Below are 21,847 nucleotides of genomic sequence, written 5' to 3'. Positions count from 1 at the left end.
CGCGTCAGCGCAGGATCCCCGTTGCGACTAACGCAGCAGGAGGTTGGGCTGGAGCAGGTACCGGTATCCGTCCGTGGCCGGTTCCTCTCGCGAGGACTGACCGGTGATCAACACCGGTCCCGGCTTGTTCGGGTTCTCCGTCTTGGTGAAGGAGATCCGGACGAACTCGGAGTGCACTGCATTCAACCCGTCGAGGAGGAAGGCCGGTTTCAGGGAGACAACCGTTTCCTCACCGGTCAGCAACGCATCGATCGACTCTGACGCCTGCGCTTGTTCGGAACCGATCGCCTCGAGCGTGAGCCCGTCGACCGTGAAGGAGAACCGGAGCGCGGCTTCGCGCTCCAGGACGAGGGAGACCCGTCGGACGGCTTCGACCAGTTCCGCGGTGTTGATCACCGCGTGGTCCTGGACCGTCTCGGGGAACAGCCGGCGGACCGGCGGGTAGTTGCCCTTGATGAGCAGGGAGGTCACCGTCTTGTCGTCGGCGTGGAACGCGATGAGTTCGCGGTCGGAGCCACCGCTGATGGAGACCGACACCGTCGTGGCCGAACCGAAGGTGCGACCGACCTCCTGCAGCGTCCGGGCCGGGACGAGGGCGTGGAGGGTCGTGGCTGGGTCGCCGTCGTTGCCGGCGCGGCCCGAGTCCCACTGGATGGTGCGGACCGCGACGCGGTAGCGATCCGTCGCGATGAGCGAGACGTCGTGTTCGCCGACCTCGAGCTGGACACCGGTGATGACCGGGGTGACGTCGTCACGGCTGGCGGCGACGGCCACCTGCGAGACGGCTTCGGAGAAGGAGTCGCCGGGGATGACACCGGTCTGCGGACCGATCTCGGGGAGCGTCGGGTACTCCTCGACGGGCATCGACAGCAGCGTGAAGTGCGCCGAGCCGCAGGTGACCGTGATCCGGGAGTCCTCGGTCGAGAAGCTGACCGGGGCGTTCGGCAGTCGGCTCGCGATGTCGTTCAGCAGTCGGCCGGAGACGAGCACCGTGCCCGGGTCGTCGATCTGCGCGGCGATCGACGTCTGCGCCGAGACCTCGTAGTCGAACGACGACAGCGTCAGACGATCACCGTCGGCGTGGATCAGCACACCGGACAGGATCGGGAGGGTCGTGCGCTGTGGGAGGAGTTTCACCGCGAAGGAGACGGCTTCGGAGAAGACGTCCCGGTTGACCTCGAACTTCACGGCGTGGACCCCTGTCGATCGGTTGACTGCCCGGCCGCCCCATTGTGGCACAGCGTCGGCAGACCGCCGATCCGTGTCATTCGCCGTCCCCAGAGGTTGGCCCAGGGAGATGGAGAGAGAAGAGAGGAGTAATGGTCTTAACGCCTGTGCACACTGTGGACAACTCTGGGGATGCCGCTCCCCGACTGGGAACTACAACCGTGTGACTTGTTGGTGGCGTGTGAGCGACCTCTGGATGAGCAAAAGTCATCTATCCACTTCTCTCCCCAGTTTCCACAGGCGCCCCTCTGGCTGTGTACAAGCGGGCGGCGTGTCCTCCACAGTTATCCACAGGCTTTCCACACTGTGGGGAATCCGCCGCATGGAACCGTCTCAGATGGTGGACGCACGCAGAAGGAGGCCGATCCCGGGTCTGGGACGGGCCTCCTGGACGGGGGGTGGCGCGGTGGTGCGCGTTACCGGTACCGGCGGTCCTGCTTGATCCGACTGGTCAGTTCGGTGACCTGGTTGTAGATCGAGCGGCGCTCCTTCATGAGCTCGGCGATCTTCTTGTTGGCGTACATGACGGTCGTGTGGTCACGGTTGCCGAACAGCTGGCCGATCTTCGGCAGCGACAGGCTCGTGAGCTCACGGCACAGGTACATCGCGATCTGGCGTGCCGTGGCGATCGCCTGCGACCGGGACGAGCCGTAGAGGTCGTCGACCGAGAGCTTGAAGTAGTCCGCGGTGTGGTTGATGATGTCCGTCGGCGCGATGACGTTGTCCTCGTCCAGGGTGATCAGGTCCTTCAGGACCGTCTGCACCAGCGCCATGTCGACGGCCGTCCGGTTGAGGCTCGCGAACGCGGTCACCCGGATCAGGGTGCCCTCGAGCTCACGGATGTTGCTCGACACCTTCGAGGCGATGAACTCCATGATGTCGTCCGGCACCTGCAGGTGGTCCGACTGCGCCTTCTTGCGGAGGATCGCGATGCGCGTCTCGAGGTCGGGCGCCTGCACGTCCGTGATCAGGCCCCACTCGAAGCGGCTGCGCATCCGGTCCTCGAACCCGGTCAGGTGCTTCGGCGCGACGTCCGACGTGATGACGACCTGCTTGTTGTGGTCGTGCAGCGTGTTGAAGGTGTGGAAGAAAGCCTCCTGCGTGGAGTCCTTGCCCTGCAGGAACTGGATGTCGTCGATCAACAGGATGTCGATGTCGCGGTAGCGCTGCTGGAACTGGTTCGAGCGGTTGTTGGCGATCGAGTTGATGAAGTCGTTCGTGAACTCCTCGCTCGACACGTAGCGGACGCGGATGCCCGGGTAGAGGCTCTCGGCGTAGTGCCCGATCGCGTGCAGTAGGTGGGTCTTGCCGAGACCCGAGTCGCCGTAGATGAACAGCGGGTTGTAGGCCTTCGCCGGCGCCTCGGCCACCGCGACCGCCGCGGCGTGGGCGAACCGGTTCGAGGCACCGATGACGAAGTTGTCGAAGTTGTACTTCGGGTTGAGCCGGGACTCCGGGCGGCCGCCGGTCCCGGGTGAGTCCACCGGGCTCGGGATGAACGGCGCCTCGATGTACTGGCGCGGTGCAGCGGTCTGCGGGACGTGTTCCTGCACCGGCTCGGCGTAGGAGGGCACCGCGACGGCGTCGACCCGCGGCTCGGAGGCCATGTCCGGGTTGACGGTGATCGCGAAGTTGGCGACCGAGTCGTCACCGATCCGCGAGACCGCCTCGGTGATGGGCACCCGGATGCGCTGCTCGAGCATGCCGCGGGTCAGGTCGTTCGGGACCTCGAGGTAGAGGGTCCCGGCGAGGACGCCCTTCGGTTCGACGAGGTTGAGGAACCCGTGCAGCTGCGGCGTGATCCGGTCGTCGTCGGAGAGGATCCCGAGGACCGACGACCAGAGGTCCTCGACGGGGTCGGCCGGCATCGTCATGGCGTGCTCGTCTCCTGGTCTCACTGCTCGGGTGCGTCGCTCTGCGGGCGTGGTCGGTCCGGGTCCGTCCCGTCCGGATCCGGTCCGTCCGGCACAAGGCCGGGCGTCGACCGGCGAGCGAGCCACGCCGGGCCGGCCCGCGCCTCCTGGACTGCCGGAGGCGATCGGCGCGGTCTTCTGGCGCCGTTTCCCCGTCGAGCTTCCCACAGGGTTGTCCACAGTCTGCTCCACGGCCGCACGGACCGAGGTCGAGGGGGTACTCCCCCGGACTACCGGGCTTCCGGCGGTGCGGTGACACAACTGTAAAGGACCGGGGCGCGTCGTACCCAACGGAAGTTGTCCCCAGTGTGGAGAATCCGGAGGACGCCATGCTGCGGGTGGCCACGGGCCCACGGGTATTTGACCTCGCAGCCCTCGTCACGTACCGTTGTCCAGTTGACTGCGGCCGTTCGGTCGCGCCTTCCGCGTCAACCAACGCATACGTGACGGCTCGCCGCGAGCAGCCGTGTGGAGATCATCATGAGCAAGCGCACCTTCCAGCCGAACAACCGCCGCCGCGCCAAGAAGCACGGCTTCCGCGCCCGCATGCGCACCCGTGCGGGCCGCGCCATCCTCGCCGCACGTCGCGGCAAGGGGCGCACCGAGCTCTCCGCCTGATCCGCGGGGGTCCTCGTCGTGTTGGCCCGAGCCAACCGCATCGTCCGAGGCGACGACTACCGGATGGTCGTGCGCCGTGGCCGCAGGAGCGCCACGGCGCACGCCGTCGTGTCGGTGGTCCGTCGCCTCGATGACGATCGAGGTCCCACCAGGTTCGGGTTCATCGTGGCGAAGACCGTCGGGAACGCCGTGACCCGCAACCTCGTGCGACGCCGTCTGAAGGCGATCGCGCACGGGGTCCTCCCGAGCGCACCGCTCGGGTACGACGTGGTGGTGCGTGCACTGCCAGCCGCCGCGCAGGCCCCATGGCCTACCCTGCTCGAAGACATCACGCGCTCCTTCGCGCGCGGTGTGGAGAAGGCAGCATGAACCGGTTCCTCTGGGTCCTCGCGTTGCTCCCACGCAACGCGTGCGTCGTGGTGCTCCGGGCCTACCGAGCGGTGATCTCACCGCTCTACGGCAACGTCTGTCGGTACCACCCCTCGTGCTCGCGGTACGCGCTCGAGGCGATCCAGCAGTACGGCGTGGTCCGCGGATCGGCGATGGGCGCTTGGCGCATCGCCCGGTGCAACCCGTGGGCAGCCGGCGGGATCGACGACGTCAGGGAACGTCGCCGCCCCTTCACCGTCAGTCGGTTCGGGTTCGTCCTCGCGCCGATCCCGCAGCAACAGCAGACCTCGGCCGGCACGGTCCGTCCGGTGCTGCTCCCCCAGCGCACTCGAAAGGCGTGACCGTCCCCATGGACCTCATCGGTACGATCCTCTGGCCACTCAAATGGGTGGTGTCCGCGATCCTGGTCGGTTTCCACTGGGTCTTCGAGAACCTCGGGATGGACCCCTCCGCGGGCATCACGTGGGTGCTGTCGATCATCTTCCTGACCTTCGTGGTGCGCGGCGCGCTGATCCCCATCTTCGTTCGACAGATCAAGTCGCAGCGACGGATGCTGGAGGTCGCCCCGCAGCTGAAGAAGATCCAGGACAAGTACAAGGGCAAGAAAGACCAGTTCTCGCGCGAGGCCATGTCCCGCGAGACGATGGCGCTGTACAAGGAGACCGGGACAAACCCGCTGAGCTCCTGCCTGCCGCTCCTGATCCAGATGCCGATCTTCTTCTCGCTGTACTCCGTGCTGCACGAAGCCCAGATCAACAAGACGGGCATCGGCCTGCTCTCGAGCGACCTCGCGAAGTCGTTCGGCAACGCCTCGCTCTTCGGCGCACCCCTGCACGAGACGTTCACGAACGCCTCGGGTTGGGAAGTCCGGGTGATCGCGGGCTTCATGATCGTCGTGATGACGGCCTCGCAGTTCATCACGCAGCTGCAGCTCGTCGCCAAGAACATGTCGCCGGAGACCAAGGAGTCTCCGATGTACCGCCAGCAGAAGATGATGCTGTACGTGCTCCCGCTGGTCTTCGTGATCTCGGGTCTGTCGTTCCCCCTCGGTGTCATGTTCTACTGGCTGGCCTCGAACATCTGGACGATGGCGCAGCAGTACTTCGTCATCCGCAGCATGCCGACGCCCGGTTCCGAGGCCGCGCTCGCTCGTGAGGCCCGTCTCGCGAAGAAGGCCCAGCGCAGTGGTTCCTCCGCGGCCACCGGTGTCCTCACCGAAGCCGGTGCCGGGGCGTCCCTGGCCGAGGTCGAAGCCCGCGTGAACAACCAGCGCCAGCAGCCGGTCGGCAAGTCGCGCGCCAAGAAGAACGGGAAGACCAAGTGAGCGAGCAGGACACTGCTGCGGTCGTCGACACCACGGATGACGACCAGCACCTCGACCCCACCGACGCGACGGTCGACGCGGACCTCGACGACGTGGACAGCGATGAGGTGGAGAGCGACGACGAGCCCCGCGACGAAGCGGACATCGCTGCCGACTACATCGAAGAGCTGCTCGACATCTGCGACCTCGACGGCGACATCGAGATCGAGGAGCGTGGCGGTCGCGTCTACCTGTCCGTCACGGACGACGGGGCGGCCTTGCGTGTCCTCGCCAAGCCGGACACGGTCACGGCACTGCAGGAGCTCACCCGGATCGCCGTGCAGGCCGAGACGGGCGAGTTCAGCCGCCTGATCCTGGACATCGGTGGATCGCGGGACGCCCGTGCCACGGAGCTGCAGCGTCTGGTGGACACCGCTGTCGAGCGCATCGAGGCCGGTTCGACCACCGCGGCGCTCCCCCCGATGTCGTCCTACGAGCGCAAGCTGGTCCACGACCTGGTCGCCGAGAAGGGCTTCCACTCGGAGTCCGAGGGCGAGGGCCGGGACCGCCACACGGTCATCACGCGATGACGGATGTCGACGTCACGGCCGGTTCGGAGCCTCCTGTCCTGGAGGTCGAGCCGGCCGTTGCCGCGAGCCTCTTCGGGGAACAGATCGACGGCGCACGGTCGTTCGCGAACGAGCTCGCCCGCCGTGGTGAAGAGCTGGGCTTGATCGGTCCCCTCGAACTCCCCCGACTCTGGACTCGACACATCCTCAACTCTGCCCTGGTGGCCCCGCTCCTCCATGAGGGTGCATCCGTCGGCGACGTCGGATCGGGCGCCGGTCTGCCCGGGCTCGTGCTGGCCATCGCTCGTCCGGACGTGTCGATGACGCTCATCGAGCCGATGGAGCGGCGGACGGACTGGCTCCGTGGTGAAGCGGACCGCCTGGGACTCGAGAACGTCACGGTGGTCCGGGCGCGCGCCGAAGACGTTGCCGATGAACTCGTGCTCGACCAGGTCACTGCGCGCGCTGTGAGTGCGCTCTCGAAGCTCATCCCGTTGACGGTCCCGCTCGTCCGGTCCGGCGGGCAACTCATCCTCATGAAGGGCGTGCGCGTCGATGACGAGGTCACGGCCGCTCGCAAGGTGATCTTGCGCAGCCGACTTGAAGACGTCGAGGTCTTGGAGCTCGGGGTGGGTGTGGTCGACGAGACCACGCGTGTCTTCCGGGCTACAGTTGACTGACGCCACCGGTCCGGTCTGACTGGGCTCAGCTGCTGCACGGGTCCGCCGCTGCGCGGGCTGATGCGTCGAGGGGCGACCGCACCGCAACGCGCCCCGATGTTCCACGTGAAACACAGACCGGGGAAGAGGCACTCGTTGAGTTCGTCCACTGACTACGACGCGTCGACGCCCCTCGCGCGCGAGATCGCTGATCTCAACCGGCGCCGACGTGCCATCGCGACCCAGCAGTTCCCGCTGCCGGAGAAGACGCGAGTCTTCACCGTGTCGAACCAAAAGGGTGGCGTCGGCAAGACGACCACCACCGTGAACCTCGCGGCGGCGTTGGCGCACGGCGGAGCCCGCGTCCTCGTGATCGACCTCGACCCGCAGGGCAATGCGTCGACTGCGCTCGGGATCGACCACCAGGCGGAGGTTGCGAGCATCTACGACGTCATCGTGGACGAGGCTCCGATGGCGGACACGGTCCAGCGCTCCCCCGAATCGGAGACGCTGTGGTGCGTGCCGGCAACGATCCACCTGGCGGGTGCCGAGATCGAACTCGTCTCGCTCGTCGCCCGCGAGCAGCGGTTGCGGACCGCGCTCGACGAGTACCTGGCGTCGGTCGACGAGCCGTTCCATTACGTCTTCATCGACTGCCCGCCGTCGCTCGGCCTGCTGACGATCAACGCCTTCGTCGCGGCCAAAGAAGTGCTCATCCCGATCCAGTGCGAGTACTACGCGCTCGAGGGTCTGAGCCAGCTGCTGCGGAACATCGAACTGATCGAACGCCACCTGAACCCGCACCTCGCCGTGTCGACCATCCTGCTGACCATGTACGACGGTCGGACCAACCTGGCGAACCAGGTCGCCAACGAGGTGCGGACCCACTTCGGTGACCAGGTGTTGCAGGCCATGATCCCCCGCTCAGTCCGCGTCAGCGAGGCGCCGAGCTACGGGCAGAGCGTGGTTTCGTACGACGTCAACTCCACCGGCTCGCTCTCCTACCTGGAGGCCGCAGCCGAGATCGCAGAACGAGGAGCAAAGGCCTGATGGCACCCAAGCGGACCGGACTCGGGCGCGGCATCGGCGCGCTCATCCCCACGACGAACGAGCAGCAGGAGCGGCCCGTCGACGTGTTCTTCCCGTCCGGCGGTACTTCGGCGGCGGACACGACCAACGGTGGTTCCGGCGCGGGTACCGCGGAGGAGCTCCTCGCTGTCCCAGGGGCTCGCCTGGCAAACCTCAACCCGCTCGACATCGTGCCGAACGCCCAGCAGCCGCGGAAGGAGTTCCGCGAGGAAGAGCTCCAGGAGCTCGTGCACTCCATCCGCGAGATCGGGTTGCTGCAGCCGATCGTCGTGCGACCCATCCCGGGTGCTACCGGAACCGCGCCGCAGTACGAGCTCATCATGGGTGAGCGCCGTCTCCGCGCAACGAAGGAGCTCGGCCTCGCGACGATCCCGGCCATCGTCAAGGAGACCCCTGACGACGCCATGCTCCGGGACGCACTGCTCGAGAACCTCCACCGGGCACAGTTGAACCCGCTCGAGGAGGCATCGGCCTACCAGCAGCTCTTGGCGGACTTCGGCATCACGCAGGAGCAGCTCGGGCAGCGGATCGGTCGCTCCCGTCCGCAGATCACGAACACGATCCGTCTGCTCCGCCTGCCCTCTCCCGTGCAGCGCCGTGTGGCCGCGGGTGTTCTGTCAGCCGGGCACGCCCGAGCCATCCTGGCGGCGCCCGACGCCGAGGCGATGGAGTACCTGGCCGAGAAGATCGTCAACGAGGATCTGTCGGTACGCGCTGCCGAGGCGATCGCTCAGCAGCTCTCCACGAAGACACCTCCGAAGACTTCTGCACAGCCGTCGAAGCGGCAGGTGCACTTCAACGACATGGCGGAGCGTCTCGGTGACCGGCTCAACACGCGCGTGAAGATCGCCGTGGGCGCCCGCAAGGGCTCGGTGACGATCGACTTCGCGAACCCGGACGATCTGGCTCGGATCCTCAAGGAGCTCGGAGTACAGGACCTGGCAGGTTGAGGGCACAGCGGCTGCGGTGAGCGGCTGCGTGCCCGTCTGCGGCGTCGGGAGTGCTTGCGTGCGGTCGGGCACGGTCTGGGCCACGAACGGTGCTGTGCGGGCACTGTGTTGCGTTGAGGACGCGACCACGTGCTCCGCGTCGTGCCGGTCGTAGGGTGTGGCGCATTGCTGCACGCGGAGCGTCGTGAGGGCGGTCGAGCGGGAGCCCTCGGCTATCCGTCGTTGAGCACTGCTTCCTGCAGGGTGGGCGGCTACCTGAGGTGACCCCTCGCCGGAGAGGGATCGCACAGCACGGCGCCGACGCTGCCCTTGCGTGCTCCAGATGATGTTCCACGTGGAACATCTGCGCCAGGACCAGGCCGACTGAACCACCGCGGCCCGCTCGCCACGAGCGCCACCTCGTGCTCGATAATGGGACGACGCCGTTTTGGGCCGCCTCCTGACCGGGGCGGCCCATCGGTCCAGGACTGAAGCGTCGTACTTGGACCAACCCACACTGGAGTGGGTGCGACGGCGAATGTTCCACGTGGAACGCCTTACTGGCATAGACCCTGGCTCGCCAGCCCGACGCCCCGCGATCCGGCCGCTCGTACGACGGCGCGCCCCGAGCGCTTGAGAGTCTGCAGGCTGAGCAGTGGCGTCCTGCCCGCGCCGGTGGTTCCGAACTACAGGTGCGGCTGTCCCGGCTTGCAGCCACGGTTGTGGAACCGTGGAGCGAATCGAACTGCTTCCGACTGACGTTGACGCCGCTCTTGATCGCGCCCCAGTGCTCGGGTGTGAGGCTCGAGCCGCGGGGCCGCTCTGCGGGGTCGTCGTCGGGATGGTGTAGGTGCGAAGTCGGGTCGACGGCGCCACCGGTGAGACGCCCTCGTCACGCGCTCCCTTGCGCCGCCCTGACGAGCCCGGCAGTGTCAGCGGACATTCCTCCGGACATGGAGGTCGTCACGATCCTGTACGAGCGGCTCGAGCGAAGTGAATCTCTTGCCGCGGGCTGGCGCCCTGTCCGTGCCATCAGCGATGGCGGAGAGCAGCGCCCGAGTACCCGGGGGCGCTGATGCTGGCTGCTGGAACTCCGATCGATGTTCCACGTGGAACATCGGAGCGTCGTCGTCGCGACTTCCCCAGCGCCGGAATGAAACCCCAAGAGGCGACGGTCCGACTCAGTCCCAGGACGGAGCTCCGACCACACCGCTACCCGGGCGGGCCGCGATGCCGAAGTTCAGCGGGAGTCCCGGGTGCCGAATGCTGGCCCGCCGGGTCGACGCGTCAGGCCGAGTGGTCCCGGATGGCCTGCTCCGCCAACTCGGCGTAGGTCCACCCGAGGTCGAATCCCGACGCGGAAAGCGCCTGCGGGACGAGCGACGTCTCGGTCAGCCCTGGCAGGACGTTGGCCTCGAGGAACCACGGCGTGCCGGCACCGTCGATGATGAGGTCGACGCGGGACACGTGGCGCAGCCCGAGTGCTCGGTGTGCCAGGACGGCGGCAGCGGAAGCAGCTTGCGACTGCTCCTCACTGAGTCGCGCGGGCGTGAAGAAGGTCGTCTCACCCGCGTTGTACCGGGCCTCGTACCCGTAGAACCCGTTACGGGGCACGATCTCGACGGGCGAGAGCGCAGTCGGACCGTCACCGGTGTCGATGATGCCGACGGCGATCTCGGTCCCCCGGATGAGTTGTTCGACGACGGCGTCCTCGCAGTACGTGTACGCAGCGACCATGGCACGCGGCAGGTCGTCGGCGTTCTCGACCAGGGTGACGCCCTGGGCGCTGCCGCCGCGTGCAGGCTTCACCGCGAGCGGGACGGGGTGCTCGGCAGCGATGGCCTGGAGAACGCCGACGGCACCGAGCTCGCGGAAGACGTCGTGCGACAGGGTGATCGAGCGCGGCGTCCGGACTCCTGCCCGGGACACGAGTGCCGACGCGGTTGGCTTGTCCCAGGCCAGGCGAGCGGAGGTCGAGCGTGAGCCGACGTACGGGATGTCGAGAGCCTCCAGGATGCCGCGGAGCGCTCCGTCTTCGCCGGACGCGCCGTGCAGCGCGGGCCAGACGACGTCCGGCCGGTCCGCGGCCAACGCGGGCAACAGGGAGGCGTCCGCGTCCCGCAGGTCGACCTGCCACCCGTAGCCGGTCAACGAGTCCGCGACCCGCCGACCGGACCGCAGGGAGATGTCCCGCTCGTGGGAGATCCCCCCGGCGACGACGACGACGTGACGGCTGGCGAACTCGGCCATGGGGGCGATCCTCTGCGGATGTCGTTGATTGGAACGGAAAGCCCTGTTCAGGGCAGGTTCGGCTGCGGTGAGCTGACCGTGGAGGTGCTCACCGAAGCGCTCGAGCGACTGGCGGAACCGAAGGTTTCGACCAGCTCGAGCTCGTCGTTGACGACGGACGCCAACCGCTTCACCCCGACCCGGATCTGCTCCGGCGTCGGGTAGCAGAACGAGAGCCGGATGTTGCCGGCTCCGCGCCCGTCGGCGAAGAAGGCGGTGCCCGGTGTGTAGGCGACGAGCTCCTTCACTGCCCGGGGCAACATGCCCTTCGAGTCGAGGGACTCCGGCAGCGTGAGCCAGACGAAGAAGCCACCGTTCGGCACGGTCCAGCTGAGGTCGGGCAGGAACTCCCCCAGGGCGGAGAGCATGGCGTCACGGCGCTCGGCGTAGATCCCGCGGAAGGTGTCGACCTGACCCTTCCAGTCCGCGGCGTCGAGGTAGGCGTTGACGACGTACTGGCCGAACGAGTTCGGGGCGAGCACGGCCGACTCGTTCGCGAGCACGAGCTTCTCGCGGATCGCGTGTGGGGCGAGCGCCCAGCCGACGCGGAACCCGGGAGCCAGCGTCTTCGAGAACGAGCCGAGGTAGACCACACCCTCGTCGTCGATCGAGCGGATCGCCTGGGGTGCCGGCTCGTCGAACCAGAGCAGCCCGTACGGGTTGTCCTCGAGCACCAGGATGTTGTTCGACCGGCAGATGTCGAGCACCTCGATGCGGCGCTCCCGACTCATCGTGACACCGGCTGGGTTGTGGAAGTTCGGGATCGTGTACAGGAACTTCATCCGCTTGCCAGCGGCCCGGAGACGGGCGATCGTCTCGCGCAGGGCCTCCGGGACCAGTCCGAGCTCGTCGGTCGCCACGTGGACCGTCTCGGCCTGGTACGAGCGGAACACACCGATGGCGCCGACGTACGAGGGGGACTCGGCCAGGACGACGTCGCCCGGGTCGATGAAGAGCCGCGTGACGAGGTCGAGCGCGTGCTGGGACCCCGTGGTGACCACGACGTCCTCCGCGCTGGCACGGATGCCCTCGAGCGACATCACGTTGACGATGTGCTCGCGGAGGGACCGCAGGCCCTGTCCGCCGCCGTACTGCAGCGCCATCGCGGAGTCCTCGGCCATCACGCGGTCGAGCGAGCCGGTGACCAGCTCACGGGGCAGCGCGGAGACGAAGGGCATGCCGCCGGCGAGCGAGACCACCTCGGGCCTCGACGCGACGGCGAACAGAGCTCGGACCTCGGAGGCGCTCAGCCCGGCGGTGCGCTGGGCGTAGGAGTCGTACCAGGGATCGAGACTGTTGCCGTTCGTCATCGAGTTTCCTCCACTCGGTCGTTCTCGCCACAGTACGACATGCAGCCGGGCATCCGTCGTCCCACGACACAGGCCGATCGGCGATCCGTGGCCTGGCTCCGGTCGGGAGGCCCCCTCAGCCTCCGCCGGTCAGCAGACGCTGGACGGGCCTCCGGACAGGCGAACGCCCCGCCCTCCGATGGAATGGAGGACGGGGCGTCCGGGTCTGTGGGTGCGGGTCCTACGCGAGGAAGTCCGCGAGGTCGGCCTCGAGGGCCGGCTTCGGCTTGGCGCCGATGACGGTCTTGACGACCTCGCCACCCTTGAACACCTTCATCGCGGGGATCGAGGTGATCTGGTAGTTCATGGCCGACTGGGGGTTGTCGTCGACGTTGAGCTTGACGATCTCGATCTTGTCGGCGTGCTCCGCGGCGATCTGGTCGAGGATCGGCGAGACCGCGCGACACGGGCCGCACCATTCGGCCCAGAAGTCGACGAGGATCGTCTTGTCGGACTTGAGGACTTCGGCCTCGAACGTGGCGTCGGTCACTGCCTTTGCGCTGGACATGTTTGCTCCTTCGACGGGAAGTCGGTTCGGTGTGGTGAACGGGGACGCGGCTGCGCGCATTCCCGTGGCGTGCAGGGCCGCAGGTCAGACGCGGGCGGTGACGTCGATGGTCGCTTCGGTCGGGGTGACGCCCTCGGCCTGGTCGGTGAGTTCGCGGTCGAGGTCGGCGAGGTACTTCTCGGCGTCGAGGGCTGCGACCGCACCCGAGCCCGCGGCGGTGATCGCCTGGCGGTAGGTCGGGTCGAGCACGTCACCGGCGATGAAGACACCGGGGACGCCGACGGCGCGGGACGAGCGGCCCTCGACGGCGAGCGTGCCCTCGGGGGCGATCTCGAGCTGACCGTGCACCAGGTGCGTGCGCGGGTCGTTGCCGATCGCGATGAACAGACCGTCCAGGGCGAGCGAGGACTCGTCCCCGGTCACGGTGTCCCTGAGCGTGACGCCTTCGACAGCGGAGCCACCCGTGATGCCGGTGACCTCCTTGTTCCACGCGAACTCGATCTTCGGGTCGTTCATCGCACGGTCCTGCATGATCTTCGACGCGCGCAGGGAGTCCCCGCGGTGGATGACCGTCACCTTGTCGGCGAAGCGGGTGAGGAAGGTGGCCTCTTCCATCGCGGAGTCGCCACCGCCGACGACGGCGATGTTCTTCTGGCGGAAGAAGAAGCCGTCGCACGTGGCGCACCAGGAGACGCCGTGGCCGGAGAGGCGCTCCTCGTCGGCGAGACCCAGGTGGCGGTAGGCGGAACCGGTCGCGTAGATGACCGTGAGGGCCTCGTACGTCTCGCCGGAGCCGACCGTGATCTTCTTGACCTGGCCGGTGAGGTCGACCGAGACGGCGTCGTCGTACAGGACCTCGGCGCCGAACTTCTCGGCCTGTTCCTGCATCTTGATCATGAGGTCGGGGCCCTGGACGCCCTCGGGGAAGCCCGGGAAGTTCTCGACCTCGGTCGTCTTGGTGAGTTCACCGCCGGTCTCGACGCTGGAGGCGACGATGAGCGGCTTCAGCTCAGCGCGCGCGGCGTAGATGCCGGCCGTGAACCCGGCAGGACCGGAACCGATGATGATGAGCTCGCGCATGCGTGATTGCCCTTCCGTTGCTTGCTGACCGGGTCAACCCATGGTAGCTGCGCACCATTCCCGGGACTGGCTCCCCGGTCAGCGTCCGAGCCGGGCACGCACCAGGTCGACGGCGCTGCGGACCTCGGCGTTCTTGACGACGACCAGCACCGCGAAGTAGACGGCCACCATCACGGCGCCGGCGAGCACCACGGTGATGAACGCGCTCGTGAAGTCGGACATGGCGAACCCGGTGCGGGAGTACCCACCGAAGAACGTCGTGACGAGGAACCCGACCACGCCGGCGACGACTGCGGCCGTGACGAACTGCAGGTGCGAACGCGTGACGATGCGACCCTCGATGCCGTCGAGTCGACGGCGGACCACGACGAGGGCCACGATCGTCTGGGCCGAGCCGGCGAGCGTCGTGCACGCGGCGAGCGAGAGCCCGATGATGTTCCCCGGCAGCAGGGTGACCGCGAGCGCGCCGATCACGAACAGGACCGACTGCACGAGCTGCATGAAGAACGGCGTCCGGTGGTCGTGCATCGCCCAGAACACCCGCTGGATGATGAAGAGCATGCTGAACAGCACCAGTCCGGGCATGTAGGCGAGCAGGACGGCGCTGATCGAGAACGCACCGTCGAAGTCCGCGGCGAACATCCGGCCGAACGGTGCGGCGACCACCATCAGCGCCACCGACGAGAACACCGTGAACAGCCCGACGATCCGCAGCGACAGCGACAGGTTGCGCCGGACGGCTGCCAGGTCGCCGCGTTCGGCGTCGTGGCTCATCCGGGTGAAGTACGCGGTGGCGATCGACACGGCGATGATCGAGTGCGGCAGCATGAACAGCAGCCAGGCGTTCTGCAGGACCGCGTTGCCGGCGTTGCCCGAGCCGAGCGAGGCCACGCGGGACTGCACGATGCCGGCGAGCTGCGTGACGAGGATCATCGCGAAGAGCCAGCCGGCGGCGGTCCCGGTCGCCTTGAGCCCGACGCCGCGCCACCGGAAGTCGGGGCGGAAGGTCAGGCCCGCGCGCTTCCAGAAGAACGGCAGGAACGCGGCCTGTGCCAGCACGCCGAGCGAGGCGCTGCCGGCGAGCACCGCGATCTTCAGCGGCGTCCAGTCGTCGGTGCCGGAGTTGACCGCGCGGTTCCCGAACATCGCGATGAAGACGACGAGGCCGGAGATCGCGATGACGTTGTTGATGAGCGGCGCCCAGGTGAACGGCCCGAACACCTGCTTGGCGTTGAGGACCTCACCGAGCAGCGAGTAGATCGCGTAGAAGAGGATCTGCGGCAGGCACCAGAAGGCGAACGCCACGGCCAGGTCGGTGGTCGCCGGCGAGAAGCCCTTGCCGTCCTGAGTCTGCGCCGAGTAGAGACGGACCAGGAGCGGCGCGAGCAGGGTCGCGATGATCGTGATGACGACGAAGGCCGAGCCACCGAGGGTCACGATCTTGTTGACGTAGGCCCGCCCGCCGTCGCTGTTCTGCGACATCGAGCGCACGATCTGCGGGATGAGCACGGCCGACAGCAGTCCGCCGGCGATGAGCGCGTAGATGTTGTTCGGCAGCTGGTTCGAGACCGCGAACGCGTCGGCGGACCGGGAGTTCGCCTGGCCGATGGCGTAGGCGAGCACGAAGGTCTTCGCGAACCCGAGCAGGCGGGAGATCATCGTCCCCGCCGCCAGCATCGCGCTGGCCCGGCCGAGCCCGCGGCCCTCGCCCTGTTCGGCGTCGACCTCGGCGCTGGGCTGGGTGGTGCTGATGGTCGGCTCCTCGGGGTGCGGGCGGTCGCCCTGGTCGTGTCGGTCGCCCTGGTCGTCTCGGTCGGACGGGAGGCTCGACTCCATCCCGGCCCGCGCGATCGCGTCCTCGAGACGGTCGCCGTCGCCAGCGACGGTGTCGGTGCCGGAGCTGGCCACGGCGATGGCGGTGGCGGCCCCGGGGACGGTGGTGGGGCCTCCAGGCCGGACCGTCTCGGCGGGCAGCGGACGCTCGCCCGGGCCGGGGGGCTGGATCTCGAGGGGACGGTTGGGGTCGTCGTCCTCGGGTTCCGGCTCGCCGTTGCGGCGACGGAGGCGGCGGCGGACGTTGCGGAGGATCCCGAGGCCGAAGACCGCCACGACGGCGATCGCGGCGAGGGCCGTGATCACGGTCTCCCACTGCGCCTGCACGTTGATCTCGACCGTGGCGGGGGTGGCGATGCGAGCACCACTCGCGCTGGTCAGCGCCATCGACAGCGCGACCTTGCCGTTCGCGACCGACTGCACCGGGAAGGTGGTGCGGGTCGAGGAGCGGGGTTGGATCGTGACCTCGACGGCGTTCCGTTCGATGCGCAGGAACGAGTTCGACGGCGTGACGGTCAGGAACACCGTGACCGGCCAGTCGGAACGGTTCCGGACCGAGATCGGCAGCGAGGACCGGTCACCGAGCAGCGTGATGTCACTCGAGTTGACGATCCCGACGCTGCCGATGGTCTCCCGGTGGTCCGCGGCGATGCCGTCCACGACGGTCGTCAGTCCGTCGGTGTCCGCACGCCAGGCGTTCGACGCGGCGGCGAGGGTCCGCAGGCGGGCCGGAGCCGTGACCTGGACCGGGTCGGTGACCGCGCTGGCGAAGTCGACGAGCGCCTGCTCGGACCGCACCAGGCGCCGGAGGACGGTGAGCCGGTCGGCACCGTCGTCACTGCTCTGCAGGGTGAGCGAGCCCGGCTTCGCGTCGACGACCGTGGAGAAGTCCGTCGGCGAGATCCAGGCGGTGTCCTCGAGGGCGTCCAGGGCCTGCTCCAGGCGCGCGGAGTCGGTCGGCCAGGACCGGCCGAGGGTCAGCAGGACCGGACCCGTGGCGCTGCCCTGGACGGCGACGGTGGCGAGGGTGGCGCGGAGCGTCGCCATGGCGCGGTCGGTGGCCCGTGCGGAGCGGGCGTCGGCGGCCTGGCGCAGCAGGTCGGACATGCCCTGGTCGGACACGAGGGCCTTGGTCGAGCCGACCTGCTCGGCGGCGGCGACCGTGGTGTCCCGGCCGGCGGAGGTGTTCCCGCTGGAGATGATCGTCGAGGTGGAGCCGGCGGTGCGCAGGGCGGGGAGGTCGTCGGCGGCGACGGTGCCCTCGACGGGCCAGGCGACGGTGTCGACGGTCCAGGGGAAGGACACCAGCGAGGCCGAGGTGGGGATGGTGGCGGGGTCGGTCTCGTCGGCGCCGTTGCCGTTGCCGTTGCCGTCGGCGTTGCCGTCTGCCGCGTCCGCGGTGGCGGTGTCGGTCGGTCCGGCGGCGGTGTCGTCGGGGGTCTGCGTGGTGGTGCCGCTGTCCTGGTCGGCCGGGTCCTGCGCGGGGTCCGTGGCCGGGTCCGCCGGGGTCGCGGTGGCGGTCGGGCTCGGGGTCGCCCCCGGGAACCGGTCGGCGTCCACGGCGGCGGCGATGGCCTGGTCGAAGGAGATCGGCGCGGCGATGCCCGACAGCCCGGCCTGGCGCAGCCCCGTCACGTCCGCGTCGGCGTAGGACAGCGGGAACTTCTCGTTCCGGAGGCCCTCGAGCCGCTCGAGCCACGCCGTCGCGGAACTCGGGGCGTCGTCGCCGAGGATGCGGATCGACGCGATGATGCGGGGGTCGACGGCGAGGGCGACGCTGTGGCCGGCCGCCGCGTCGAGCTGCTGGGTGAGGGTGCCGTCGAGCGCGGTGTCGGCGGCCAGGGTGTTCGCGCTGAGCAGGCCGTCCTCGGTCGCCGGGACGGTGACGGGCATCGCGACCGCGACGTCGACCGGTGCGGCGTCGGGCCCGGGGTTCCAGGTGAAGGCGGAGCGCCCGACCGCGAGGGTCGATCCGGCGACGTACGAGGCCGCGATGCGTCGGGCGCCGAAGGGGTTGAGCGTGCCCAGACGGACGTCGGCGAACGGCACCGAGATCGAGTCGACCGTGACTGATCGATGTGCCGGGACCTCCGGGATCGTCACCCGGTCCATGGGCTCGCCGGGGTAACCGTCTGACGAGGTGTCGTTGAGCCAGTCGGCGAGGATGTCGCGCGTCCCCACCACCGGCCGGATGATGTCCAGGTCCGCACGGCCCGCGGGCAGAGCGGTGTCGGTGTCGTTCGTCACCGTGACGGAGAGCGAGAGGTCGTCGCCGAGGTCGAGCACCCCGCGTCCGGAGGGGGTCACCTGGACCGACGTGGTGCCCGCCTGGGCCGTCGTCGGCGTCGCCGGCTTCGAGGTGGTGGCGGCGTCGGCGACGTCCACCGCTGCGGGCGCGATGACCAGACCGGTGGCGACCAGGGCGGACGCGGCGGCGGCGAGCACGGTACGGAGAATCTGCATGTGGGAGGGTCCTGGTCTTCAGCGGGCCACGACGAGTGTATGAGGCGCGACCATGACAGCAGGCGAGCGCGCAGGTGCTCCCGCCCACTATCTGGGATGATCGACGGCGTCATGCAGTCCGTAGCCCAGGCCGTCGAGCGACTCGACGCACTCGCCGCCACCGACACCGTCGACGTCCTCGCACGGGCGTTCGCCGCCGCCGGTCACGAGCTCGCGCTCGTCGGCGGGCCCGTCCGGGACGCCTTCCTCGGCCGTCCGGTGACCGACCTCGACTTCACGACGGACGCCCGACCCGACGCCGTCCTGGCGATCGTCGAGCCCCTCGCCAGCTCGACCTGGGACGTCGGCCGCCAGTTCGGCACCATCGCCGCGATGGTCCGCGGCGAGCAGGTCGAGATCACCACTTACCGCAGTGACGTCTACGACGGCGAGACCCGCAAGCCCGAGGTCACCTTCGGTGACACCATCGAGGCCGACCTGCTCCGCCGCGACTTCACCGTCAACGCGATGGCACTCCGACTCCCCCAGCGCGAACTCGTCGACGTCCATGGCGGCGTCGAGGACCTGCTCACGCAGCGCCTGGCGACGCCGCAGGCGGCTCGGGTGTCCTTCCGCGACGACCCGCTCCGGATGATGCGCGCGGCACGGTTCACGGCCCAGCTCGGGTTCACCGTCTCCGACGACGTCCGCGACGCCATGTCCGACCTCGCCGACTCGATCGAGAACATCTCCGCCGAGCGCGTGCGGGACGAACTCGTGAAGCTCCTGAACACGGCGGTCCCGGTCGAGGGCATCCGGCTGCTGGTCGACTCCGGCATCGCCGAGCGGATCCTGCCCGAGCTCCCCGCGATGAAGCTCGAGATCGACGAGCACCACCACCACAAGGACGTCTACGAGCACTCGCTCACCGTCCTGACGCAGGCCATCGGGTACGAGGCCGAACGCCACCCCGGCGACGCCCCGGACACGGTCCTGCGTCTGGCCGCACTGCTGCACGACATCGGCAAGCCGGCGACCCGGAAGCTCGAGCCGGGCGGCGCCGTGAGCTTCCACCACCACGACCTGGTCGGCTCGAAGCTCGCGAAGAAACGGCTCCGCGCCCTGCGCTTCGACAACGACACGATCGCCTCGGTGTCTCGCCTGATCGAACTGCACCTGCGGTTCTTCGGCTACACCGAGGGCGCCTGGACCGACGCGGCCGTCCGCCGCTACGTCCGGGACGCCGGCGACCAGCTCGAGCGGCTGCACGAGCTCACCCGCTCGGACGTCACCACCCGGAACCGTCGGAAGGCGGACCGGCTCGGGTTCGCGTACGACGACCTGGAGGCCCGGATCGCCGTCCTCGCAGAGCAGGAGGAACTCGACTCCATGCGTCCCGACCTCTCCGGGGACGACATCATGCGGATCCTCGACATCCCGCCGGGGCGCGCGGTGGGCGAGGCGTACCGGTTCCTGCTCGAGGCGCGGATGGACGAGGGGCCGCTCGGGCCCGAGGACGCCGAGGCGCGCCTCCGCACGTGGTGGGCGTCGCGCGACGCGTCCGCCTGACCGACGCCGGTCGCTCTGCACAGCCGGTGGCGCGCCTCCAGGCCGTCCGCTACGATGGGCAGGTTGTCTCGCGCGCATTCAGCGTGCCGAGGCACATGCATCAACCCTCCTGCCCTGGGAACTGCCCGGGGCCGCTGAGACCAGAGGAGGTGGGTTCCGCATGCACCAGTACGAACTGATGGCGATCCTCGACCCCGAGATCGATGAGCGCACCGTCGCTCCCAGCCTGGACAAGTTCCTCGCGGTCATCCGCAACGACGGTGGCACCGTCGACAACGTGGACGTCTGGGGCCGTCGCCGGCTCGCTTACGAGATCGCGAAGAAGAACGAGGGCATCTACGCCGTCGTGAACTTCACGTCGTCCGCCGACTCCGCCAAGGAGCTGGACCGCCAGCTCGGTCTCTCCGAGGCCGTCCTGCGCACCAAGGTCCTCCGCGCCGAAGAGGGCATGGCCCAGGTCGCCGCGCAGAAGCAGCGCGACGAAGCCCGTGCCGCCCGCAAGGCCGCCAACGCGTCGGCCTCGGCCGCCACGACCGCGAGCGCCGAGTAGCCCGTGGCCGGCGAAACCGTCATCACGGTGGTGGGCAACCTCACCGCGGACCCGGAGCTGCGCTACACGCAGAACGGGCTCGCCGTGGCGAACTTCACCATCGCGTCGACTCCTCGCACGTTCGACCGTCAGGCGAACGAGTGGAAGGACGGCGATGCGCTGTTCCTCCGTGCGAGTGTGTGGCGCGAGTTCGCCGAGCACGTGGCGGGGTCGCTGACGAAGGGCTCGCGCGTCATCGCGCAGGGTCGTCTCCGTCAGCGTTCCTACCAGGACCGTGAGGGACAGCAGCGGACGAGCATCGAGCTCGAGGTCGACGAGATCGGCCCCTCGCTCCGGTACGCGACCGCCCAGATCACCCGTGCACCGGGTGGCAGTGGTGGTGGCGCCGGTGGTGGCCGTGGCCAGGTCGGTGGAGGCAACTCCTCCGGCGGCAACGGCGGCTACAACGGTGGCGCGTCCGGTGGCAACGGTGGCGGTCAGTCCGACGCCCCGTGGTCGCCGCAGGGTGGTCAGCAGGGTGGCGGGAACGCATCGTCGAACGACGTGTGGTCCACCCCCGGCGGCACCTACGACGACGAGACCCCGTTCTGATCCTCAGCGGTCTGACGACACAACTTCTTCTTCTCTAAGGACACACAATGGCTGGAAAGAGCACCGGCGATCGCCGGAAGCCTCGCGGTAAGGGCGGCAAGAACGCCGCTCCCGCGAAGTCGATCAAGGTCGGCGTCATCGACTACAAGGACGTTGCGACCCTTCGCAAGTTCATCTCGGAGCGTGGAAAGATCCGCGCCCGTCGCATCACCGGCGTCTCCGTCCAGGAGCAGCGCCTCATCGCCCGTGCCGTGAAGAACGCCCGTGAGATGGCGCTCCTCCCCTACGCCGGCTCCGGCCGCTGATCGGAGGTCGACGAATGTCGAAGCTCATCCTCACCCACGAGGTCTCTGGCCTCGGTTCCGCCGGTGACGTCGTCGACGTCAAGAACGGCTACGCCCGCAACTACCTGATCCCGCAGGGCTTCGCCGTGTCGTGGTCGAAGGGCGGCGAGAAGCAGGTCGAGTCGATCCGTGCAGCTCGTACCGCACGCGAGCTCGCCACCATCGAAGAGGCACAGGACCTCAAGATGAAGCTCGAGAACGCCACCATCCAGCTGTCGGTCAAGGCCGGCAAGGACGGTCGTCTCTTCGGCTCCGTCCGCCCGGGTGACGTCGCTGACGCCGTCCAGGCGCAGGGCGTCGGCTCGCTCGACAAGCGCAAGGTCGAGGTCCCCGCGACCATCAAGACCGTCGGTGACCACGAGGCCACCGTGCGTCTGCGCGAGGACATCGTCGCGACCATCTCGCTGAAGGTCGTCGCCGCGAAGTAGTCCCGATCGCTGCTCCGGCAGCACCAGCACCGCCGGAAGGGCGGGTCTCCCCCAGTGGAGGCCCGCCCTTCTCGCATGCCCGGGTGCACGTGGTGTCTCCGCCTCGAACGGCCGGTCGACGGTGACTGCTCGGCGGACGTGTACCTCGTGGTGCTGGGCGTGTCGGC

The 21,847-nt window shown here is 68.7% G+C and carries 20 protein-coding genes; 13 read left to right on the top strand and 7 right to left on the bottom strand.

Annotated elements, in window-relative coordinates; genetic code table 11:
* Positions 1–27: 27 nt before the first annotated feature.
* Complete coding sequence (gene dnaN / locus DEJ25_RS02215; RefSeq protein ID WP_110902903.1) at positions 28–1,188, bottom strand: DNA polymerase III subunit beta; 1,161 nt, start codon at positions 1,186–1,188, stop codon at positions 28–30.
* Positions 1,189–1,643: 455 nt separating this feature from the next.
* On the bottom strand, positions 1,644–3,101 hold the full coding sequence (gene dnaA, locus DEJ25_RS02210; protein ID WP_110902902.1) for a chromosomal replication initiator protein DnaA: 1,458 nt from the start codon (positions 3,099–3,101) through the stop codon (positions 1,644–1,646).
* A 519-nt stretch (positions 3,102–3,620) separates the two neighbouring features.
* On the opposite strand from dnaA, the gene rpmH reads away from it, so the two are divergent.
* The 8 genes from rpmH (at position 3,621) to DEJ25_RS02170 (ending at position 8,718) form a co-directional block, all read left to right on the top strand.
* Positions 3,621–3,758, top strand: coding sequence for a 50S ribosomal protein L34 (rpmH, locus tag DEJ25_RS02205; protein ID WP_043595303.1), 138 nt, complete (start codon positions 3,621–3,623; stop codon positions 3,756–3,758).
* Positions 3,759–3,776: 18 nt separating this feature from the next.
* Positions 3,777–4,127, top strand: a complete 351-nt coding sequence (rnpA, locus tag DEJ25_RS02200) for a ribonuclease P protein component (protein WP_110902901.1) — start codon at positions 3,777–3,779, stop codon at positions 4,125–4,127.
* Entirely contained in the window at positions 4,124–4,489 is a 366-nt protein-coding gene (yidD, locus tag DEJ25_RS02195; protein WP_110902900.1) for a membrane protein insertion efficiency factor YidD, read from the top strand. The genes rnpA and yidD overlap by 4 nt, the downstream gene beginning before the upstream one ends.
* Before the next feature lie 8 nt (positions 4,490–4,497).
* Entirely contained in the window at positions 4,498–5,472 is a 975-nt protein-coding gene (yidC, locus tag DEJ25_RS02190) for a membrane protein insertase YidC (RefSeq protein WP_111043629.1), read from the top strand.
* A gap of 92 nt (positions 5,473–5,564) precedes the next feature.
* Positions 5,565–6,041: a R3H domain-containing nucleic acid-binding protein gene (locus tag DEJ25_RS02185; RefSeq protein WP_110903006.1), complete on the top strand. Its 477-nt coding sequence runs from the start codon at positions 5,565–5,567 to the stop codon at positions 6,039–6,041.
* A complete protein-coding gene (rsmG, locus tag DEJ25_RS02180) occupies positions 6,038–6,700 on the top strand; it encodes a 16S rRNA (guanine(527)-N(7))-methyltransferase RsmG (protein ID WP_111043628.1) in 663 nt (220 codons plus the stop codon). Before DEJ25_RS02185 ends, rsmG begins: the two co-directional genes overlap by 4 nt.
* Before the next feature lie 96 nt (positions 6,701–6,796).
* A complete protein-coding gene (locus DEJ25_RS02175; protein ID WP_111043627.1) occupies positions 6,797–7,729 on the top strand; it encodes a ParA family protein in 933 nt (310 codons plus the stop codon).
* On the top strand, positions 7,729–8,718 hold the full coding sequence (locus DEJ25_RS02170; RefSeq protein WP_111043626.1) for a ParB/RepB/Spo0J family partition protein: 990 nt from the start codon (positions 7,729–7,731) through the stop codon (positions 8,716–8,718). Before DEJ25_RS02175 ends, DEJ25_RS02170 begins: the two co-directional genes overlap by 1 nt.
* A gap of 1,266 nt (positions 8,719–9,984) precedes the next feature.
* Here DEJ25_RS02170 and DEJ25_RS02165 read toward each other — a convergent pair.
* The 5 genes from DEJ25_RS02165 to DEJ25_RS16835 all read right to left on the bottom strand — a co-directional run bounded on the left by DEJ25_RS02165 (position 9,985) and on the right by DEJ25_RS16835 (position 18,219).
* The gene (locus DEJ25_RS02165) at positions 9,985–10,947 is read right to left on the bottom strand and encodes a D-alanine--D-alanine ligase (protein WP_111043625.1); all 963 of its coding nucleotides are present in this window, start codon (positions 10,945–10,947) and stop codon (positions 9,985–9,987) included.
* Between the two features lie 47 nt (positions 10,948–10,994).
* On the bottom strand, positions 10,995–12,296 hold the full coding sequence (locus DEJ25_RS02160; protein ID WP_111043624.1) for a PLP-dependent aminotransferase family protein: 1,302 nt from the start codon (positions 12,294–12,296) through the stop codon (positions 10,995–10,997).
* A gap of 220 nt (positions 12,297–12,516) precedes the next feature.
* Positions 12,517–12,843 carry a thioredoxin gene (gene trxA / locus DEJ25_RS02155; protein ID WP_110902894.1) on the bottom strand — a complete coding sequence of 109 codons (327 nt, stop codon included), beginning with the start codon at positions 12,841–12,843 and terminating at the stop codon, positions 12,517–12,519.
* A gap of 84 nt (positions 12,844–12,927) precedes the next feature.
* Entirely contained in the window at positions 12,928–13,923 is a 996-nt protein-coding gene (gene trxB / locus DEJ25_RS02150) for a thioredoxin-disulfide reductase (RefSeq protein WP_111043623.1), read from the bottom strand.
* Positions 13,924–14,001: 78 nt separating this feature from the next.
* Positions 14,002–18,219, bottom strand: a complete 4,218-nt coding sequence (locus tag DEJ25_RS16835) for a DUF6049 family protein (protein WP_220033150.1) — start codon at positions 18,217–18,219, stop codon at positions 14,002–14,004.
* Positions 18,220–18,330: 111 nt separating this feature from the next.
* Here DEJ25_RS16835 and DEJ25_RS02140 point away from each other — a divergent pair, with 111 nt between their 5' ends.
* From DEJ25_RS02140 to rplI, 5 genes are all read left to right on the top strand, one after another.
* Positions 18,331–19,767, top strand: a complete 1,437-nt coding sequence (locus DEJ25_RS02140; RefSeq protein ID WP_111043719.1) for a CCA tRNA nucleotidyltransferase — start codon at positions 18,331–18,333, stop codon at positions 19,765–19,767.
* A gap of 160 nt (positions 19,768–19,927) precedes the next feature.
* A complete protein-coding gene (rpsF, locus tag DEJ25_RS02135) occupies positions 19,928–20,317 on the top strand; it encodes a 30S ribosomal protein S6 (RefSeq protein WP_110902892.1) in 390 nt (129 codons plus the stop codon).
* A gap of 3 nt (positions 20,318–20,320) precedes the next feature.
* Entirely contained in the window at positions 20,321–20,908 is a 588-nt protein-coding gene (locus DEJ25_RS02130) for a single-stranded DNA-binding protein (RefSeq protein ID WP_110902891.1), read from the top strand.
* Between the two features lie 47 nt (positions 20,909–20,955).
* Positions 20,956–21,213, top strand: a complete 258-nt coding sequence (gene rpsR, locus DEJ25_RS02125) for a 30S ribosomal protein S18 (RefSeq protein ID WP_017887834.1) — start codon at positions 20,956–20,958, stop codon at positions 21,211–21,213.
* 14 nt (positions 21,214–21,227) lie between these two features.
* Entirely contained in the window at positions 21,228–21,680 is a 453-nt protein-coding gene (gene rplI, locus DEJ25_RS02120) for a 50S ribosomal protein L9 (protein ID WP_110902890.1), read from the top strand.
* The last annotated feature ends 167 nt before the right edge of the window (positions 21,681–21,847 follow it).

Source organism: Curtobacterium sp. MCPF17_011 (assembly GCF_003234145.1).
GTDB lineage: Bacteria > Actinomycetota > Actinomycetes > Actinomycetales > Microbacteriaceae > Curtobacterium.
The sequence above is the reverse complement of the archived record's forward strand: the minus strand, read 5'-3'. Positions and strand labels throughout refer to the sequence as shown.

Coding starts and splice junctions, on each gene's coding strand:
- dnaA (WP_110902902.1), bottom strand. CDS start 3,101: ATGACGATGCCGGCCGACCCCGTCGAGGACCTCTGGTCGTCGGTCCTC.
- rpsF (WP_110902892.1), top strand. CDS start 19,928: ATGCACCAGTACGAACTGATGGCGATCCTCGACCCCGAGATCGATGAG.
- DEJ25_RS02140 (WP_111043719.1), top strand. CDS start 18,331: ATGCAGTCCGTAGCCCAGGCCGTCGAGCGACTCGACGCACTCGCCGCC.
- trxB (WP_111043623.1), bottom strand. CDS start 13,923: ATGCGCGAGCTCATCATCATCGGTTCCGGTCCTGCCGGGTTCACGGCC.
- rpmH (WP_043595303.1), top strand. CDS start 3,621: ATGAGCAAGCGCACCTTCCAGCCGAACAACCGCCGCCGCGCCAAGAAG.
- rsmG (WP_111043628.1), top strand. CDS start 6,038: ATGACGGATGTCGACGTCACGGCCGGTTCGGAGCCTCCTGTCCTGGAG.
- yidC (WP_111043629.1), top strand. CDS start 4,498: ATGGACCTCATCGGTACGATCCTCTGGCCACTCAAATGGGTGGTGTCC.
- DEJ25_RS02165 (WP_111043625.1), bottom strand. CDS start 10,947: ATGGCCGAGTTCGCCAGCCGTCACGTCGTCGTCGTCGCCGGGGGGATC.
- rpsR (WP_017887834.1), top strand. CDS start 20,956: ATGGCTGGAAAGAGCACCGGCGATCGCCGGAAGCCTCGCGGTAAGGGC.
- rplI (WP_110902890.1), top strand. CDS start 21,228: ATGTCGAAGCTCATCCTCACCCACGAGGTCTCTGGCCTCGGTTCCGCC.
- DEJ25_RS02170 (WP_111043626.1), top strand. CDS start 7,729: ATGGCACCCAAGCGGACCGGACTCGGGCGCGGCATCGGCGCGCTCATC.
- trxA (WP_110902894.1), bottom strand. CDS start 12,843: ATGTCCAGCGCAAAGGCAGTGACCGACGCCACGTTCGAGGCCGAAGTC.
- yidD (WP_110902900.1), top strand. CDS start 4,124: ATGAACCGGTTCCTCTGGGTCCTCGCGTTGCTCCCACGCAACGCGTGC.
- DEJ25_RS16835 (WP_220033150.1), bottom strand. CDS start 18,219: ATGCAGATTCTCCGTACCGTGCTCGCCGCCGCCGCGTCCGCCCTGGTC.
- DEJ25_RS02160 (WP_111043624.1), bottom strand. CDS start 12,296: ATGACGAACGGCAACAGTCTCGATCCCTGGTACGACTCCTACGCCCAG.
- DEJ25_RS02175 (WP_111043627.1), top strand. CDS start 6,797: ATGTTCCACGTGAAACACAGACCGGGGAAGAGGCACTCGTTGAGTTCG.